At 64.7% G+C, this 18075-nt stretch carries 16 protein-coding genes, 1 tRNA gene and 1 other RNA gene; 10 read left to right on the top strand and 8 right to left on the bottom strand.

The window, feature by feature from the left end; genetic code table 11:
• Positions 1-8: 8 nt before the first annotated feature.
• From SSO01S_RS02675 to tkt, 3 genes are all read right to left on the bottom strand, one after another.
• Positions 9-1199: a phosphoglycerate kinase gene (locus SSO01S_RS02675; RefSeq protein WP_066795186.1), complete on the bottom strand. Its 1191-nt coding sequence runs from the start codon at positions 1197-1199 to the stop codon at positions 9-11.
• A 96-nt stretch (positions 1200-1295) separates the two neighbouring features.
• Positions 1296-2303, bottom strand: coding sequence for a type I glyceraldehyde-3-phosphate dehydrogenase (gap, locus tag SSO01S_RS02670; protein WP_066794747.1), 1008 nt, complete (start codon positions 2301-2303; stop codon positions 1296-1298).
• Between the two features lie 4 nt (positions 2304-2307).
• Complete coding sequence (gene tkt, locus SSO01S_RS02665; RefSeq protein WP_066795183.1) at positions 2308-4263, bottom strand: transketolase; 1956 nt, start codon at positions 4261-4263, stop codon at positions 2308-2310.
• Between the two features lie 126 nt (positions 4264-4389).
• Between tkt and SSO01S_RS02660 the strand changes: the two genes are divergently transcribed.
• The 6 genes from SSO01S_RS02660 to SSO01S_RS02640 all read left to right on the top strand — a co-directional run bounded on the left by SSO01S_RS02660 (position 4390) and on the right by SSO01S_RS02640 (position 6997).
• Positions 4390-4599 carry a hypothetical protein gene (locus SSO01S_RS02660; RefSeq protein ID WP_066794744.1) on the top strand — a complete coding sequence of 70 codons (210 nt, stop codon included), beginning with the start codon at positions 4390-4392 and terminating at the stop codon, positions 4597-4599.
• A complete protein-coding gene (gene zapA, locus SSO01S_RS02655; protein ID WP_066794742.1) occupies positions 4599-4901 on the top strand; it encodes a cell division protein ZapA in 303 nt (100 codons plus the stop codon). Before SSO01S_RS02660 ends, zapA begins: the two co-directional genes overlap by 1 nt.
• A 12-nt stretch (positions 4902-4913) precedes the next feature.
• A non-coding RNA gene (gene ssrS / locus SSO01S_RS18100) (6S RNA) lies at positions 4914-5070 on the top strand.
• Positions 5071-5080: 10 nt separating this feature from the next.
• Positions 5081-5647 carry a 5-formyltetrahydrofolate cyclo-ligase gene (locus tag SSO01S_RS02650; protein WP_066794738.1) on the top strand — a complete coding sequence of 189 codons (567 nt, stop codon included), beginning with the start codon at positions 5081-5083 and terminating at the stop codon, positions 5645-5647.
• Positions 5632-5853: a DUF2842 domain-containing protein gene (locus SSO01S_RS02645; RefSeq protein ID WP_066794735.1), complete on the top strand. Its 222-nt coding sequence runs from the start codon at positions 5632-5634 to the stop codon at positions 5851-5853. The genes SSO01S_RS02650 and SSO01S_RS02645 overlap by 16 nt, the downstream gene beginning before the upstream one ends.
• 79 nt (positions 5854-5932) lie before the next feature.
• Complete coding sequence (locus SSO01S_RS02640) at positions 5933-6997, top strand: S41 family peptidase (protein WP_083942797.1); 1065 nt, start codon at positions 5933-5935, stop codon at positions 6995-6997.
• A gap of 47 nt (positions 6998-7044) precedes the next feature.
• On the opposite strand, the gene SSO01S_RS02635 is transcribed toward SSO01S_RS02640, so the two are convergent.
• Together SSO01S_RS02635 and SSO01S_RS02630 are read right to left on the bottom strand one after the other, a co-directional pair.
• Positions 7045-7121 (bottom strand) — tRNA-Asp (locus SSO01S_RS02635).
• Between the two features lie 46 nt (positions 7122-7167).
• Positions 7168-8349 carry an AI-2E family transporter gene (locus tag SSO01S_RS02630; protein ID WP_066795181.1) on the bottom strand — a complete coding sequence of 394 codons (1182 nt, stop codon included), beginning with the start codon at positions 8347-8349 and terminating at the stop codon, positions 7168-7170.
• A gap of 130 nt (positions 8350-8479) precedes the next feature.
• Here SSO01S_RS02630 and SSO01S_RS02625 point away from each other — a divergent pair, with 130 nt between their 5' ends.
• Positions 8480-9940 carry an FGGY family carbohydrate kinase gene (locus SSO01S_RS02625; protein WP_066794728.1) on the top strand — a complete coding sequence of 487 codons (1461 nt, stop codon included), beginning with the start codon at positions 8480-8482 and terminating at the stop codon, positions 9938-9940.
• Positions 9940-10326 (top strand): ribosomal maturation YjgA family protein, encoded by a 387-nt coding sequence (locus SSO01S_RS02620; RefSeq protein WP_066794724.1) that lies wholly within the window; start codon positions 9940-9942, stop codon positions 10324-10326. Before SSO01S_RS02625 ends, SSO01S_RS02620 begins: the two co-directional genes overlap by 1 nt.
• Here SSO01S_RS02620 and SSO01S_RS02615 read toward each other — a convergent pair.
• The 3 genes from SSO01S_RS02615 to SSO01S_RS02605 form a co-directional block, all read right to left on the bottom strand.
• The gene (locus SSO01S_RS02615) at positions 10305-11105 is read right to left on the bottom strand and encodes a hypothetical protein (RefSeq protein WP_157073597.1); all 801 of its coding nucleotides are present in this window, start codon (positions 11103-11105) and stop codon (positions 10305-10307) included. The two genes, SSO01S_RS02620 and SSO01S_RS02615, sit on opposite strands and share 22 nt — an antisense overlap.
• A complete protein-coding gene (locus SSO01S_RS02610; RefSeq protein ID WP_066794719.1) occupies positions 11102-12664 on the bottom strand; it encodes a hypothetical protein in 1563 nt (520 codons plus the stop codon). The genes SSO01S_RS02615 and SSO01S_RS02610 overlap by 4 nt, the downstream gene beginning before the upstream one ends.
• A 127-nt stretch (positions 12665-12791) precedes the next feature.
• Positions 12792-14546: a class I adenylate-forming enzyme family protein gene (locus tag SSO01S_RS02605; protein WP_066795180.1), complete on the bottom strand. Its 1755-nt coding sequence runs from the start codon at positions 14544-14546 to the stop codon at positions 12792-12794.
• A 157-nt stretch (positions 14547-14703) separates the two neighbouring features.
• On the opposite strand from SSO01S_RS02605, the gene SSO01S_RS02600 reads away from it, so the two are divergent.
• A complete protein-coding gene (locus SSO01S_RS02600; RefSeq protein ID WP_066794716.1) occupies positions 14704-15921 on the top strand; it encodes a serine hydrolase domain-containing protein in 1218 nt (405 codons plus the stop codon).
• 78 nt (positions 15922-15999) lie between these two features.
• Positions 16000-18024: a 3-hydroxyacyl-CoA dehydrogenase NAD-binding domain-containing protein gene (locus SSO01S_RS02595; protein ID WP_066794712.1), complete on the top strand. Its 2025-nt coding sequence runs from the start codon at positions 16000-16002 to the stop codon at positions 18022-18024.
• The last annotated feature ends 51 nt before the right edge of the window (positions 18025-18075 follow it).

Here is an 18075-nt window from a genome sequence, read left to right as displayed (position 1 = left end):
CTGCCCGGTTACCGCGCCAGCGCGGCGACCCCGGGCAGTTCCTTGCCTTCCATCCATTCAAGGAACGCGCCCCCCGCAGTGGAGATGAAGGTCATGTCGTCCGCCACACCGGCCTGATTCAGCGCCGCGACGGTATCCCCGCCCCCGGCGACCGAAACCAGCGAACCTTCCTTGGTCAGCGCCGCCACCGTGTGCGCTAGGCCCATCGTCGCCGCGTCGAACGGCGGTGTCTCGAACGCGCCCAGCGGACCGTTCCAAACCAGCGTGCGGCAATTCTTGAGCACGTCCGCCAGCGCCTCGCTCGCCGCCGGGCCGACGTCGAGGATCATCTCGTCCGCCGCAACCTCATGGACGTTGCAGGTGCGCAGGCTCGGCGGGTTCGCCGCGAATTCCTTTGCGACCACCACGTCATAGGGAAGATGCACGATGCAATTCGCCTTGTCGGCGGCGTCGAGGATTTCCTCCGCCGTGCCGGTCAGATCATGCTCGCACAGCGACTTTCCGACATTCACGCCGCGCGCCGCGAGGAAGGTGTTGGCCATGCCCCCGCCGATGATCAGGTGATCGACCTTGGCGACCAGATGCTTGAGCACGTCGAGCTTGGTCGAAACCTTCGCCCCGCCCACCACTGCCGCCACCGGATGCTCGGGATTGCCCAGCGCCTTGTCGAGCGCGTCGAGCTCGGCTTCCATCTGCCGCCCGGCGAATGCGGGCAGCTTGTGCGCCAGCCCCTCGGTCGAGGCATGCGCGCGGTGCGCCGCCGAAAAGGCGTCGTTGACATAGAGATCGCCCAGGGCGGCGAAGCGGTCCACCACCGCGGAATCGTTCTTTTCCTCGCCCCCGAAGAAGCGGGTATTCTCCAGCAGCGCGACATCGCCCGGCTCCAGCGTCGCGACATTCGCCGCATCGCCTTCCCAATCGACATAGCGCACCGGGCGGCCCAGCACCTGGCCGAACGGCGCGGCAAGCTGCGCGGTGGAAAGCTCGGGCGAAGGCGCCTTGGGCCGCCCGAAATGCGCGAGGATCAGCACGATTGCGCCCCGGTCCGACAATTCGGCGACGGTCTGCACCGCCGCCCGGAAGCGCGTATCGTCGGTGACCGCGCCGTCCGCCATCGGAACGTTCAGGTCTTCGCGGACAAGCACGCGCTTGCCGGCGATATCGCCCATATCGTCGAGGGTCTTGAACGGTCGGGTCATCGAAATCTCCGTCATCCCGGCCAACACCGGAATCCCAGGCAAATAGAACGCAGGGCTTGCCGCAAGGCACCCCGGCTTTCGCCGGGGTAACTGCTGTTACGAAAGCTTCGCCATGACCGAAGCGGTGTCGATCATGCGGTTAGAGAAGCCCCATTCATTGTCATACCAGCTGACGACGCGAACGAGCTTGCCGTCGATCACCGCGGTTTCCAGGCTGTCGATCGTCGACGAAGCCGGGGTGTGGACGATGTCGATCGAAACCAGCGGCTCGTCCGAATAGACCAGCACGCCCTTCAGCGGGCCGCTTTCCGACGCGGCCTTGAGGATCGCGTTGACCTCTTCCTTGGTCGTGTCGCGCTTCGGGGTGAAGGTCAGGTCGATCAGCGAGCCATCGGGCACGGGCACGCGCACCGACGAACCGTCCAGCTTGCCCTTCAGCTCGGGAAGCACCTCGCCCACCGCGCGGGCCGCGCCCGTGGTGGTCGGGATCATGCTCATCGCAGCAGCGCGTGCGCGGCGCAGATCGTCATGGATCTGGTCGAGGATCTTCTGATCGTTGGTATAGGCATGGATCGTGGTCATCAGGCCACGCTCGATGCCCACCGTGTCGTTCAGCACCTTGGCGACGGGCGCCAGGCAGTTGGTGGTGCACGATGCGTTGGAAACGATCGTGTGGCCGGCTTCGATCTTCTCGTGGTTGACGCCGTACACGACGGTCAGGTCCACATTCTTGCCCGGCGCCGAGATCAGCACCTTCTTCGCACCTGCGTCGATATGCTTCTGGGCCGATGCACGATCGGTGAAGAAGCCGGTGCATTCGAGCACGATTTCCACGCCGTTCGCGGCGTGCGGCAGGTTCGCCGGATCGCGCTCCTTGGTCACCTTGATGCGCTTGCCGTCAACGATCAGGTCGTCGCCCTCGGCGGTAACCGTGCCCGGATATTTGCCGTGCACCGAGTCGCGGCTGAACAGCCACGCGTTCGACTTCGCATCGGCGAGGTCGTTGATCGTCACGAGTTCAAGACCGCTTTCGGGGCGCTCCAGAATTGCGCGCGCCACCAGGCGGCCGATGCGTCCGAAACCGTTGATCGCAACCTTCGTCATGCTGTCAGTCCTTCAGTTTTTCGAGGATTTGCGGCACGATCGCCGCGGCCGTCAGGCCAAAATGCTTGAACAGATCCGGGGCCGGCCCCGACGCGCCATAGCGATCGATGCCGAAATTCAGCCCGTCGATCCCGGTGTAGCGCTCCCAGCCGGTGGTCACGCCCGCCTCGATCGAAACGATCAGCGCGTCGCGCGGCAGGATATCGGCACGATATTCCCTGGTTTGCGTGTCGAAGCGCGACCAGCAGGGCATCGAAACCACATCGGCGCCCACGCCTTCCGCTTCGAGCGCCGCGCGCACCGCGACCGCGATCTCCACTTCCGAGCCGGAGGCGAGCAGAACCACCTTGCGCGACGCTTCTGCGCCCTGGAGCCGATAGGCCCCCTTCGCCGATCCGCCAGTGCTGAGCTGCGGAAGATTCTGCCGCGAAAGCGCAAGCAGCGACGGTCCTTCAGAACGTGCGACCGAAGCCGCCCATGCCTCTGCCGTCTCCACCGCATCGCACGGGCGCCAGACCTCCAGATTGGGGATCAGCCGCAGCGACATGACATGCTCGATCGGCTGGTGCGTCGGGCCGTCCTCGCCAAGCCCGATCGAGTCGTGCGTCATTACGAATACGACGCGGGCGCGCTGGAGCGCCGCGAGCCGGATCGCGGGCCGCGCATAATCGCTGAACACCAGGAAGGTGCCGCCATAGGGCAGCACGCCGCCGTGCAGCGCCATGCCGTTCATCGCCGCCGCCATGCCGAATTCGCGGATGCCGTAGCGCAGATAGCGCCCGCCGCGATTCTCCGCGGTAAAGTCTTCCAGCCCCTTGGTCAGCGTGTTGTTCGACGGGGTCAGGTCGGCCGATCCGCCCATCGTCTCGGGCAAAGTCGCGTTGAGCGCGTCCAGCGCGAGCTGGCTCGCGGAGCGCGTCGCGATCTTCTTGGGCTCGGCGATCAACGCGGCGATATGCCCATCGAGCGAGAATCCTTCGGGCAGGTCGCCCGCCATGCGGCGTGTAAATTCCGCGGCATTCGAATCGCTTGCCAGGCGCTGCTTCCACGCGGCATGAGGTTCCGCCCCGCGCGCGCCCGCCTTCAGCCAGGTTTCGCGAATATCGCCGGGCACCTCGAATGGGGCATGGTTCCAACCCAGCGTCGCGCGTGCGGCGGCGACTTCGTCCGCGCCCAGCGGCGAGCCGTGCGTCTTGGACGTGCCTTGGAAATTCGGCGCGCCCTTGCCGATGATCGTCTTGCAGCGAACCAGCGAGGGCCGGTCATCGGCGAGCGCCACGTCGAAGGCCGCTGCGATGCTCTTCGGATCGTGCCCGTCGCATTCCACGACATGCCAACCGGTCGCGATGTACCGCGCGGGAATATCCTCGTTCGACGAGAGCGAGACCGCGCCGTCGATCGTGATCTTGTTGTCGTCCCACAACACGATCAGCCGCCCGAGCTTCAGATGCCCGGCAAGCCCGATCGCTTCGTGGTTGATGCCTTCCATCAGGCAGCCGTCGCCGGCGATCACCCAGGTCTTGTGATCGACCAGCGCGTCTCCGAAGCCGGTGTTCAGGTGCCGTTCGGCGATCGCCATGCCCACGGCCATCGCCAGGCCCTGCCCCAGCGGGCCGGTGGTGCATTCCACGCCGGGAAGCTCGAAATTCTCGGGATGCCCGGCGCACGGGCTGCCGACCTGTCGGAAGGTCTTGATGTCCTCCAGCGTCGGGCGCGCATATCCGGTCAGGTGCAGCAGCGAATAGATCAGCATCGATCCATGCCCGGCGGAAAGCACGAAGCGGTCGCGATCGGGCCATTTGGGATCGGCGGGATCGAACTTCAGGTAATTCTGGAACAGGACGGTCGCGACATCGGCCATGCCCATCGGCATGCCGGGATGTCCTGAATTCGCTGCCTCGACGGCATCCATGCTCAGCGCGCGGATCGCGTTGGCGCAATCGGTGAAGGATGCGGTCACAGACAAATACTCCCGGGTGGTGACGCGGACGCCTTTGCGGCGGTCGCGCCCGCGCGTCAACCGGTTGGCCGTAAGCTGCTGCGAACAGGGGTTGTCCCCCGACTGTCCTGTGCTTAATCGGATTGCATGTCCGTTGATCCTGCTGACCGCATCGAGAATGCACTCGCCCGGATCGAAGCCGCAGCCGCGGCGAAGTCCTTTGCACTCGAGCGGATCCAGCTTCGCCACGATCGGTTGCGGGGCCGCATCGAAGCGACCGTCGCCGCGCTCGACGGCCTGATTGCCCGAGAGTCCGAGGACGAGGCTTCCCGCGACTCCGAGGCGGAGAGCGATTGATGGCAGACGTCAATCTCAGCATCGCCGGACGCAATTATTCGATCCTCGCCCGCGATGGCGAGGAAGTGCATCTCCGCCATCTTGAAGGCGTGTTGCAAAAGCATGCGGCGACGGCGTTGCGCGCGTCGGGCGGGCTGAATTCTGAGCGCACCCTGGTCTATCTCGCGCTGATTCTGGCCGATTTGCTCGACGAGAGCGAACGCAATCCTCCGGGGGGCGTGTCGCCCGTGCTGCTCGATCGGATCGCAGATCGCCTCGAAGCGGTCGCCGCGGCCCTTGAGGAACCCGTCTCTAACGCCTAAATAAGCAGGCGGCGGGCTCTGCCCGGTACGAGCTTTAGCGATTATCCCTGAGGCGATTCATCATCCAAGGGGGCTGTCCCTGTGCAGATCCTGGTCTGCGGCACATGGTCCCCACCTGACGTTTACGGCGTCAGAGGATATTCAAGCAAACGGCCATGGCGGACCCGCCACCTGATTCCATGAGCCCGAAGACCATCAGCCCGGAAAAGCCCGCCCTGAGAGCCCAGCTCCGCGCCGCGCGCGACGCTTTCGCCAGCGAAGGCAGCGTCGCGATCCCCGCGCCTCAGGCATTTGTCGACCGGCTGAGCCCCGGCATGACCGTCGCCAGCTATGTCCCGCTCGGCAGCGAGGCCGACCCCGCTCTTCTCACCGCGGCCGCATCGGGGCGCGGATGCCGGATCGCCCTGCCCCATGTGATTGATCGCGCGACGCCGATTCGCTTCCTTGTTTGGGAGCCCGGCGCGCCGCTGGTCGCTGGGCCCTATGGCCTCCGCCAGCCCGATCCGGCGAGCGAAGAGGCGGCGCCCGATCTGATCCTCACGCCGCTGCTCGGCTATGACGCGCGCTTCAACCGGCTGGGCCAGGGCGCGGCGCATTACGACCGTGCATTCGCCCGCTACGAGGCCGCATGGCGCGTCGGCGTGGCCTGGTCGGTGCAGGAGCTGCCCGCTATCCCCGCCGACATCTGGGACGTGCCGCTGCACGCCATCATCACCGAGAAAGGCATGTCGTGGCACAACGCGTAGAACCTTCCTGGCGGAAGCCCGCCGGGGCGCTCGCCATTCTCGCCTGGATCTTCGTGTGGATCATCCTGATCGCCACCGGCTCGCGCTGGGTAGGCGGGCTGCACACCCTGCTGCAGCTTCCGATCTATCTGGTCGCCGGCGTGGTCTGGATCCTGCCGCTCCGCCCCTTGATGATCTGGATGGAAACGGGGCGCTGGCGGGCCTGATCGGCCGATATCCGCACTTTGGGCGCATACCAGTCTCATCCGGCTGGAATGTAGCAGGTCGACTTCTATCATCGCGACGATGAAAGCTGTTCTCCTCGCGGCATTGCTCGCAGCCCCGCCTGCCTACGCTCAACAATCTCCATCATTCGATTCGTCAACGTTGATAGAGGAAGCCATCACCCGTGTCCGGGCGATGGCGTATCGCCGCGACAAGGTCGATTGGCCGGTGCTGGAGGCGAAGGTCCGAGCCGAGGCGGCCAAGGCTCGTGACCCGATCGACATGCTCACCGCTTACGAAACACTGCTCTCCGGACTTGGCGACGGGCATAGCTTCGTGAATGTCGATGCCGAACGCCGTGCGGCGTTCAAGGCGCGTTACGGCCGCGAGTTCGATTCCGCGCGCGTCCACAAGGCGACACTCTCCAAATGGTATCTGCGGCGTTCGCCCGACGGATTCCGCCATGCGATCGGCGGCAAGTTTGCGTTGCGCGTGATCGTGCCGTTCGTGGTCGGCGGCGGTGCACCGGCGCGGGCCTATGCCGACAAGCTCTACGGCAATTTCACCGCCAATCCCGGGGCCTGCGGCTATATCGTTGACATTCGCGGCAATGCGGGCGGCAATGCATGGGCGATGCTGACCGGGCTTACCGCGCTGCTGGGCAACGGGTTCGGTACACCGGCCCCCGGCATGGCTGAAGCTGCAATGCCCTTCGCGCGAATCGCGGGCGGCAAGGCGATCGTCAACTATGGCGAGCATAAGGATGCGGCGATGTTCGAGCTTGCCGCGTGGAGGCCCCTGCCCAGCCTGGCCAAGGCGCCCGTGGCGGTGCTGATCGATGATATTGTCGGCAGTTCGGGTGAACAGACTGCGATCGCGTTCAAGGGCCGCTCTCACACGCGCTTTTTTGGCCAGCAAAGCTATGGCGTGGCGAGCGAGAATGAGGGGTTCGTGCTGCCTGACGAGACCAACTTGGTCGTGACCACCGGAATGATGCGCGATCGTACGGGCCGAATCTATCCGCAAGGCGTACCGGTGGATGTGCAGGTGATGCCCGGCGAGGGGCTGGCCAGCGATCCCGACGATGCCGTGGTCGAGGCCGCCAAGGGGTGGCTGGCGCGGCAGCGGGCCTGCCAACGGCGCTGATCAACGATGATCTGAATTCTCGCCTATCCCCCGACAAAAGAAGGGGATGGCGCGAGTGACGGGGCTCGAACCCGCGACCTCCGGCGTGACAGGCCGGCGCTCTAACCAACTGAGCTACACCCGCAGTATCCTTGCGAGGAGGCGGGCACTAGCCGCGCCTTTTTGGGGTGTCAACCGGATTGATCGCGACTTTGTCGCCGTTGCGATTTTTGGTCGCCTCCGTCGCTCACCAGCGTGCCGTGCTCGAACAGGAAACCGGCGATATCGGGCTTCCCCGCCGCAGCGAGGACGGTCTGGATGATGATGAGCAACGGAACCGCCAGCAACGCGCCCGGGGTGCCCCACACCCATCCCCAGAAGCTCAGCGAGATCAGGATCAGCAGCGGACTGATCGTCAACCGATGGCCCACCACCAGCGGCGTCACCACATTTGCCTCGATCAGATGCGATCCGATCATGATTCCCGCAGGTGCCAGTGCCCAGAACAGGTCGGGAAAGGTCATCAGCCCGCCCATCGCCAGCAGGAGCGCCGCCAGGACCGGGCCGAAATAGGGAATGTAGTTGAGCAGCGTGACGATGCCGCCCCACATCAGCGGAGTCGGCATGCCCATCATCCAGAGCGCCGCCGCGACGATCAAGCCAAGCGTCAGGTTGATCACCGTGATCGTGCCCAGATATGCGGAGGTATCGTCCACCACGTCCTGAATCACCCGCGCCGTGGCCATCGCGCCGCCAAAGCTGGAGCGCGAAGTGATCGCGTTGCGCCGCAGCCGCGTCCAGCCGGAGAGGAAGAAATAAATGACCAAGATCGCAAAGAACATCTCGATCAGCGCCGATGGCGCCGAGGTGGCAAACAGATCCAGCAGCGAGCGCGGTGGCGTGGCCGCCATCACCTCGGGCTGCTGGCGCATCGGCTCATTGGCAAAATTAAGCAGCGTCTTGTTCACGAACTGATCGAGGTTCGCGTAGAAATCGAACAGCGGCTTCAGGTTCGCCTGGATCTGCGGAATCTTGCTCGGCAGGTCGCGCACCCATTGCCAGGCCGGAACGATGATCGAAGCCAGCGCGATGTTTGCCGCGACCAGAAACAGCAGGACACAGGTGAACGCAGCCACCGGCGCGGGCACGCGGTGGCGCTCCAGCCATTCGAGCAGCGGCACCAGTGCAATCGCGATGACGATCGCCATGGTGAGCGGCAGGAAGAAGACTGATCCGGCCTGCAGCGCGAAGGGAAGCGCCAGGAGGAACCCGCCGCCCGCGAACAGCGCCAGCGAGGCCATCAGCCGGTCGCGCTTCTGCCCCTCGCCCGGCGTCTCGTCGCCATCGTCCAGGATCGGCAGCGCCGGTGCCATCGCGGGCACACGCTGCTCTTCCGGCTGACCGCTGTTTCCGGTGGTGTTTTGCTTGTCGCTCACGGTCTCTCCCTTGATGGAACATCGTAGCGCCATTTGCACCGCATGTAATCCCGGCTAGCCTGCCAAAATGGGCGAGAAGCTGCTGGTCATCGACGAAGGCACCACTTCCACGCGCGCGATGCTGTTCGCGCCGGGGGGCAAGTGTCTTGGCAGCCATTCGGCGGACCTGACCCAGCATTACCCCCGCCCCGGCTGGGTGGAGCATGACGCCAGCGAAATCTGGCGCCGCACCCTCGAATGCGCCTCCGCGATGGTCGCCGAAGCGGGCGGGCCCGATACCATTGCGGCGATCGGCATCACCAACCAGCGCGAGACCATCGTGTTCTGGGACAAGAGCACGGGTGAACCGCTGGCCCCCGCCATCGTCTGGCAGGATCGCCGGAGCGCGGCTCTTTGCCGCAAGCTCAAGGAAGCAGGCGAGGAGCCGGGCGTGCAGGCTCGCACCGGGCTGCTGCTCGATCCCTATTTCTCGGGTACCAAGATCGCCTGGGCGATGGAGCATTGGCCGCAGTTGCGCGGCGCAGGCGCGCGGCTGGCGGTCGGGACCGTCGAGAGCTGGCTCGTCTGGAAGCTTACCGGTGGCCTCCACATCACCGATGCCACCAATGCCTCGCGCACATTGATGATGGGGCTGGGCAGCGGAGGTTGGAGCGACGGGCTGGTCGATATGTTCGGCTGCCCACGCGACGCCCTGCCCGAGATTGTCGATTGCGCCGGCCAGTTCGGCACCACGCCTGTCTTCGGCGGATCGATCCCGATCTGCGGCATGGCTGGCGACCAGCAGGCCGCCACAATCGGCCAGGCCTGTTTCGCCCGGGGCGATACCAAGGCGACCTTCGGCACCGGCGCGTTCGTCCTCACCAATGCGGGCACCACCCCGCCTTCTTCGAAGAACCGCCTGCTCGCGACGGTGCTGTGGCAGCTTGGCGGCAGGCGAACCTATGCGATCGAGGGTTCGGTGTTCGTCGCCGGAAGCCTGATCCAGTGGCTCCGCGACGCCGTGAACCTGATCGAGACCGCACCGGAGACCGAAGCAATTGCGAGATCGGTTCCGGACAATGGCGGCGTCTATCTGGTGCCCGCGCTGAGCGGCCTGGGCACGCCCTGGTGGGAACCGGATGCGCGCGCGGCAATCTCCGGCCTCTCTTTCTCCAGCACCCGGGCCCATATCGTCCGCGCCGCGCTCGAAGCCATGGCGCACCAGAGCCACGACCTGAAGACCGCCTTCGCCGCGGACGGCGCCGATTGGGCGCGGCTGCGGGTGGACGGCGGCATGGTAACCAACAACTGGCTGGCTCAGGACCTTGCGGACGTGCTCGACCTGCCCGTTGATCGCCCCGACTTTGCCGAAACCACGGCACTGGGCGCGGCGATGCTCGCCGGCGTCGGCTCCGGACTGTTCGCCAACCTGGAGGAAGCCACAAAGATGCGGGGCCCCGAGGTCGCGTTCGAACCCAAGCTCGACGCCGAAGCGCGCACGAGACGGCTGGCCGGCTGGAAGGCTGCGGTCGAACGCGTCATCCGCTGATGCGATTCCATCGCGGCTATGCGCTGCTCGCGCTCGCTGTGTTCCTGATCGAGGTGATGATCGCCCTGTTCGCCCGCGACCGGTTCGTGCGCCCGTATCTGGGAGACACGCTTGCGGTCATTCTCGTCTATGCAGGGCTGCGCGCGACATTGCGAACCGGGCCAGTCGCTGCTGCGGCGATCGCCTTCCTCATCGCCTGCGCCATAGAGCTAGGGCAGTATTTCCAACTGCTCGATCTGCTCGGCCTTGCCGAAAGCAAGGTGGCGCGCACCGTTCTGGGCTACGGCTTCGAACTGGCCGATTTCATCGCCTATGCAGCCGGCGCGCTGATCGTGCTCGCGGCAGAGCGCTGGTGGCGGTCCGCTCAGCTATCCCGCGCCGAATAGCCCGGCGCGGTAATCCGCACGTTCGCGCCGGCGCGTTCGAGCCAGGATTTCCATTCCAGCCGCATCTGGGGCGTCTGGAAGCGGTTGCCCTTCGCATTGCCAATCTCGAAATACTCGACGCTGACGTCGCGCAGCAGCTCGCCAGGGGGATCGGCCAGCTTTAGGTTCCGCGTCCAATAGATGCTCGATTCGAGCCCGTCGGTCATGATGACCATCGTGCGCGCCTTCCCCTGCCAATGCAGCTGCGGATCGCTCGCCGCGCGCACGATCTGCTCCGTGATCGGCGATGTGCGCGAATCGGGCAGCTTCTCTAGTTGCGCCACCATCTTGTTCAGCGCCGCATCGAAGGCCTTATATTCCTCTTCCAGCAGCAGGCTCCCCTCATCGATCCGCGCAGTGCTCGAACGTCCGGGTAGGCATTTGTTGAAGATCGGCAAGAGCGGCGCGGCGGTGTCTCCGCCAAAGGGCACGATCGTAACGCGGCTGTACCGCGGCATCGTCATGACCGCGTCGTGGATGCGAGACTGGATGCGGATCGCGTTCTCGTGGCTCAGATGATCGGTTTCATCGACCAGGAATACCACGGCCTGCGGTGTCGGGGCATTGGCCAGGCATCCGGTTTCGGCGTCAACCGCCCGCTCTTTTATCCCGTCCATATACGACCAGGCGCCATAGCCCGCCCCCGCCAGAACCAAGGCGCCGACAACCGGGACCATCCAGGTTCCGACACCGCCCGAACCGGATCGGCCACTACGTCCGCCGCGCGCATATTTGCTCATTGCGCGACTCCCAGAACGGGCTCCCCGGCCGGGATCGGCTGAGCGGGCGCGACGGTTTGGGCTTCGAGTTCGCGGACCTCCGCATAGCGGGTGGCCCGGATCTCCGCACAGCGCGCCTCGATCTCGGCCAGCTTCTCCGTGGTTAATTCCGACAAGCGCTTGCGCGAACGATCGAGCGCCGCCTGTGCCACTTCATCCCAATTGGTAAGCTCCGATGCCCGGGCCGCAAATTGCTTGAACCGGTCGATCACCTGCTTTCGCGGGGTCTCCACATCGATGGTCAGCGGAATATCGGGCACGCCGAGATGCCCCGCGCAGACTTCCGTGAGCAGCTTTCCGCCTTCCTGGATGTCCTTCAGATTATCGCCATGCTGGTCGGCGACATTCTCGTAGTTCATCACGAGCGCCTGGATCGGCACGATCGTAGCCTGGATCAGGCCCGGCGCGGCATCGAGCGCGCGGAGTGCGTCTTCGCCATGCTCGCGCGCGGCGTCGATCATGCCTAGCTGAATGTCGTCAACCAGCCTCTCTGCCTTCTCCACGGCAAGCCGATGGCTGCGCAAGCGGGGGAAATGGCCCATCGTATCGATGAATTTGTAGAAGACGCCCGCAATCACGGCGATCGAGAAGAAGAAATAGGCGAGAGCGGGGAGATCCAGCAGCCCGGCGAATGGCTGCACCTGGATTTCACGCGCCGCCGTCTCGAACATGCGCAGGTCACCCGCCTCCCCCGCCAGCCGGGCGAGCGTGAGCAACAGCAGATAATATAGCGTGACGAGCGTGAAGACTCCGACGCCGACGCGGCCGAACCATCCGCCGCCCTCTGCCTTGCTGCTCGAGAACTGGAAGGCGAAGCCAAAACCCACGCCCAGGATGATCGTTGTGATCGACAGCAGCATCGCCAGCGCAGCGCCGCCGACGATGCCCGTCCGCTGGCTCCCCGCGAAGAATGCAGTGTTCAGCACGAACTCGAATATCGTGATCGCAAGCAGCAGATAGACCGACTGGCGCGTCACCGGCTTTCCCCAGTGCATCACGCGGGGCAACTTGAAATGCTCCATGAACTGCTCGAGCGCGATCTGCTTCCGCGCGATTGCAGCGACCGGCGGCCCCAGCTCCGCGTTCACGTCATTGAGCACCTCGTTGAGATCGGTATCCAGCCGCGCTTCGATTTCGCTAGGGCGGCAGGCGCGCAGGCAATTCTCTTCCTCGGTGATATAGCCGTCCAGACTGTCCAGCTCGGCGTCGGCCTCCCCCATCGCCTGGCGAACATAGCGGCTGAGCGCGGCGTTGATCTGGCTGCCGATCGCCGAACTGGCCGCAGCGCCGTTCGCGCGCCGCGCCTGTTTCTCGATCTTCAGCCGCCGGTCGATTCGGGTGGCCACGGGCGACGCCAGGAAGGGATTGGGCCCGCCGCGCATCCAGTCCAGAATCCAGCCGATGAAAGCATTTGGCGTCCGGACCATCTGCTCCTTCACAAATCGCGTCCGCTTGGTGCGATCGACGAAGGGAACATAGGTTATGTAATGCCCGCCCGTTACATGGTTCTTCTTGATCACCCTCTGCCCCCCATATGCGCGCGGCCAAACGGCGCGTATCGCGGGAGAGAGGATGATCGCTAGACGGAATCAGGCAAGCAGGGGTCTGCTCCGATATCGATCGAACCGGGGTCCGAAACGGAGCTAGCTAGGACGTAGCTTCCTCCGCAAACAGCCCCCGCAATTCGGTCTTCAGTATCTTGCCGTTCGCGTTCCGCGGAAGCACGTCCTTGGTGAAGCGGATATGCGCCGGGACCTTGAACGCGGCGAGCCGCTCGCGGACCCAGTCCTGCAGTTCCGCCTCGGTCGCGCTATGGCCCGGTGCCAGATGCACCACGGCCGCGGGAACTTCGCCGAGCTGGCGGTGCGGCACGCCCACCAACGCCGCATCGGTGACGGCGGGATGCGCGTACAGCACGTCCTCCACTTCCGACGAATAGATATTCTCGCCGCCCCGGATGATCATGTCCTTGGCGCGATCGACGATGTAGAGGAACCCCTCCTCATCCAGGCGAGCCAGATCGCCCGTGCGTACCCAGCCGTCCACAAATGTCGCCGCCGTCGCCTCGGGCTTGTTCCAATAGCCCTTCACCACCATCGGACCGCGCGCCCAAAGCTCGCCGACCTCGCCAACGGGAAGCTCGCGCGTTGCGTCGGCATCCATGATCTTCAGATCGGCGGTGGCGACCGGCGGACCGGCGCTGGTCGACCGGTTGAGATATTCCTCGCCCGAATGCTGCGTCACCGTCGCGGTCGTCTCGGTCATCCCCCAGCCATTGCCGGGCAGCGCGCCGAATTCCTCGAAAATGCGCTTCACCAGCTCGGGCGCAGAGGGCGCGCCGCCATAGGAAATGCTCTCCAGGCTGGAGAGATCGTAATTCTTGCGCGCGGGGTGCTCGATCAGCTGCCACGCGATCGTCGGCACGCCGCCCGTAGCGTTGACCTTCTCGCGCTGGATGATCTCCATCGCCAGCTCCGGGTCCCATTTCCGCATGAAGATCATCGTCGATCCCGATGCTATCACGGTCATCATCGCCGCGCTGCAGGCGGTTACGTGGAAGAGGGGGATGACGAGGAGCATAACCTTCTGGTCGGGGGTGGCTGGCGGGGTTTCGCCCCGGCGCAGCATCGCCCGCGCGGCGACATAGCCGCTCGACATGATATTGGTAACGAAATTGCGGTGCGTGCCGAGCGCGCCCTTCGGATTGCCCGTGGTTCCGCTGGTGTAAAAGATCGTCGCATCATCGTCGGGCGCGACCGCCGCATCGGGGAAACCGATATCCTCCAGCGCCGCCCATTCGTGCCGCATGCCGATCCACACTTCCAGCCGGCTGGCACCACCATCGAGCTCGCCGCGCGCGCGGCTAACCACCACGCGCTCAAGCGCGGGCAGCTTGTCGTAGCAATCCTTCAGCCGCTCATGCCGCTCGCCATCGACGAACAGCACCTTCGCCCCCGAATCGTTGAGCGCATATTCGAGCTCCCCGCCGGTCCACCACGCGTTCAGCGGCACCATGATCGCGCCAATGCTCACCGCAGCAAAGAAGATCGCCGGCCATTCCGGAAGGTTGCGCATCGCAAGCGCGACACGGTCGCCCTTGCGCACTCCCATCGCCACCAATTTGTGCGCGATATGGGCGCTCGCGCGATAATTCGCCTCGTAGGAGACGCGTTCGTCCTCATAAATGGTGAAGTCGCGATCGCCATAAGCGCGGACCATCTGGGCAAGAATCCGTAGGGTGGGCGGCGCATTCTTCCACACGCGGGTGGGCACCCCCCGAATATCAACGGTCTCCGTCTCGAAACGTGCGCCCGGCGCGGTCAACAACGCATGAACCTGTTCCAGGGACATTGCGGGCCAATTGGGATCCAGCGGCACGATAGGTTCGGAGGCCACGCGCATTCTCTCCATCTTTGTGTTTCTGAATGTTGGGTTTGGACCAGAAAGCCCCACCAAGCGCCACGTTAGTGTTGATTCATGCCGCGCTCAAGGCAATAGGAGTCGAACGCGGCTGACACGCAGCCGCGAGCAGGATTCGAACGAGAGGTATGGCGTTTCCATGACAAGCACTGCCGCCGGGACGCTGGGTTTCGATCAATCGCGGCTGGCGCGGATCGAGCCCTATCTGCAGCAGCGCTATCTCGATTCGGGGCTGCTGCCGCACTGCCAGCTGCTCATCGCCCGCAACGGCGAGATCGCGCATTTTTCGCATCAGGGCAGCGCGCGCGAAGGCGGCACGGCGATTGACGAAAGATCGTTGTTCCGCATCGCTTCCATGACCAAGCCGATCACGTCCATCGCCTTCATGATGCTGGTCGAACAGGGCAAGGTCGCGCTCGACACCCCGGTTCACCGCATTCTGCCCGAGCTGCGCGACCTGGCGGTGTTCGCAGGCGGCGCATATGGCAATTTCGAGACCCGCCCGACGGCCCAGCCGATGCGGATGATCGATCTGCTCCGCCACACAAGCGGCCTCACGTACGGCTTCCAGGAGCGTACCCCTGTGGACGCCGCCTATCGCGAACTTCGCCTGGATCGCTGGCATGGCGGACCGACGCTCGACGATTTCGTGGCACATCTGGGCAAGCTGCCGCTGGAATTTTCGCCCGGCGACGAATGGAATTATTCGGTGTCGACCGACGTGCTTGGCGCGGTCATCGAGCGCGTTTCGGGACAAACCCTCGACACCTTCTTCCGCGAGCAGATCTTCGCGCCGCTCGGTATGGACGATACCTTCTTCACCGTCCCTGCCGACAAGCTCCATCGCCTGACCGACTGCTACTCCATGACGCCGAAGGGCGAGCGCGTGATGTACGATCGCGGGGCCGAATCGGGATGGGCAAAGCAGCCCACGCTGCTTTCCGGCGGTGGCGGGCTGGTATCATCCAGCCTGGATTATCACCGCTTCTGCACTATGTGCCTAAACGGCGGCGAGCTGGACGGCGTGCGCATTGTCAGCCGCAAGACGATCGACCTGATGACGCGCAACCACCTGCCGAACGATTCCGATCTGGCCGCCATGTCGCAATCGCTGTTCAGCGAGACGACCAACGCCGGGACCGGCTTCGGCCTGGGCTTCGCCATCACCAAGGACGTGGCCAAGACGCTGCTGCCGGGCAGCGAGGGCGAATATTATTGGGGCGGCATGTTTTCGACCGCCTTCTTCATCGATCCGGTCGAGCGGCTGCACATGGTCTTCATGACCCAGGTGAGCCCCTCCTCCGCCTTCACCGTCCGCCGCGAACTCAAGACGCTGATCTATTCCGCTTTGACGTGACCATCACCCCAGCGAACGCTGGGATCTAATGCCGCAAAAGACCCCGGCGTTCGCTGGGGCGACGATTTGGAGACGAAAATGACCTCGCCGATCACCACGAGCCGCCAGGGCGCAGTCCTGATCCTCACTTCCGACAGCCCGCCGGTGAACGCGCTCGGCGCGGCCGTCCGCCAGGGCCTTCAGGCCGGGATCGAGGAAGCGAAGAATGACGACGGCATCAAGGCGGTGGTCATCATCTGCGCGGGCAAGACCTTCTTCGCGGGTGCCGACATCACCGAATTCGGCAAGCCGATGCAGGAGCCGTCGCTGCCGGTGCTGCTCGATCAGATCGAAGCGCTCGACAAGCCGGTGATCTCGGCGGTGCACGGAACCGCGCTGGGCGGCGGCTGCGAAGTCGCGCTGGCATCGCATTACCGGATCGCGGTCCCCTCCGCGAAGTTCGGCCTGCCCGAAGTGAAGCTGGGGATCCTGCCGGGCGCGGGCGGCACGCAGCGCATGCCGCGCGTCGCGGGCGTCGAGTTCGCGCTGGAACTGGCCGCCAAGGGCGATCCGGTTTCCGCAGGCAAGGCCAAGGAAGCGGGGCTGGTCGATCGCCTGGCGGGCGAGGACAGCCTGCTCGCCGATGCGGTCGCCTTTGCGAACGAAGTCATCGACCAGCCGATTTCGCGCTCCAGCGAGCGCCCGGTGACCGTCGATCCCGCCGTGTTCGACGCGTTCCGCAAGGCCAACGCCAAGCGTTTCCGCGGCTTCGAGGCACCCGCGACGATCATCGACCTGATCGAGCAGACCGCCGGCAAGCCCTATGCCGAGGGCGTCCAGGCCGAGCGCATGGGCTTCATGAAGCTGATCATGGGCACGCAATCCGCAGCGCTTCGCCACATCTTCTTCGCCGAGCGCAAGGCTTCGAAGATCGACGGCGTGGCGGACGACATCAAGCTGCGCGACATCAAGAAGGTGGGCGTGATCGGCGCCGGCACGATGGGCGGCGGCATTTCGATGAACTTCCTGAGCGCCGGCATCCCGGTCACCATCGTCGAGATGCAGCAGGAAGCGCTGGATCGCGGCACGGGCGTGATGCGCAAGAATTACGAGGCAAGCGCCGCCAAGGGCCGCATGACCGCCGAGCAGGTGGAGGGCGCGATGGCGCTGCTGACCCCAACCCTCAACCTCTCCGACCTGGCCGACTGCGACCTGATCATCGAGGCCGTGTATGAGAGCATGGACGTCAAGAAGGACATTTTCGGCAAGCTCGACAAGATCGCCAAGCCTGGCGCGATCCTGGCCTCCAACACCTCCTATCTCGACATCAACGAGATCGCCGCGAGCACCACGCGCCCGCAGGACGTGCTGGGCCTGCACTTCTTCTCGCCCGCCAACGTCATGAAGCTGCTGGAAGTGGTGCGTGGCGACAAGACCGCCGACGACGTGCTCGCCACCGCCATGGCGATCGCCAAGAAGATCAAGAAGGTCGCTGTCGTCGCGGGCGTCTGCTACGGCTTTATCGGCAATCGCATGCTGATCCCGCGCCAGATGGAAGCGATGAAGATGCTGCACGAGGGCGCCACCCCCGAGCAGGTCGACAAGGTCCATGTCGAATTCGGCATGCCGATGGGGCCGTTCCAGATGAGCGACCTTGCCGGCGTCGATATCGGCTGGCACCGCGATCCCAGCCGCATCGAGAATATCCGCGACGCGCTGGCCGCCGAAGGCCGCTGGGGCCAGAAAAAGGGCGCGGGCTTCTATGATTATGACGAGAAGCGCCAACCTTCGAACAGCCCGCGCGTCGCCGAGATCATCGAGGAATTCCGCAAGAAGACCGGCACCCCGCAGCACGAGATCACCGACGAGGAGATCATCGAGCGCACGCTCTACACGATGGTCAACGAAGGCGCGCTGATCCTGGCCGAAGGCAAGGCGCAGCGGGCTTCCGACATCGATGTGGTCTGGATCTATGGCTATGGCTGGCCGGTCTATCGGGGCGGCCCGATGTTCTGGGCGGACACGGTGGGCCTGAAGACGATCGTGGCGGGGCTTGAGAAGCACGGCTTCAAGGTTGCCCCGCTGCTCCGCGAAAAGGCCGAGAAGGGCGAGCGATTTAATTGATTGCCGTCGCCCCAGCGAAAGCTGGGGCCTCGTGCCGCGAGGACGTCCCTG

The sequence above is a fragment of the Sphingomonas soli NBRC 100801 genome (assembly GCF_001591025.1).
In the GTDB taxonomy this organism is placed as follows: domain Bacteria; phylum Pseudomonadota; class Alphaproteobacteria; order Sphingomonadales; family Sphingomonadaceae; genus Sphingomonas; species Sphingomonas soli.
The sequence above is the reverse complement of the archived record's forward strand: the minus strand, read 5'-3'. Positions and strand labels throughout refer to the sequence as shown.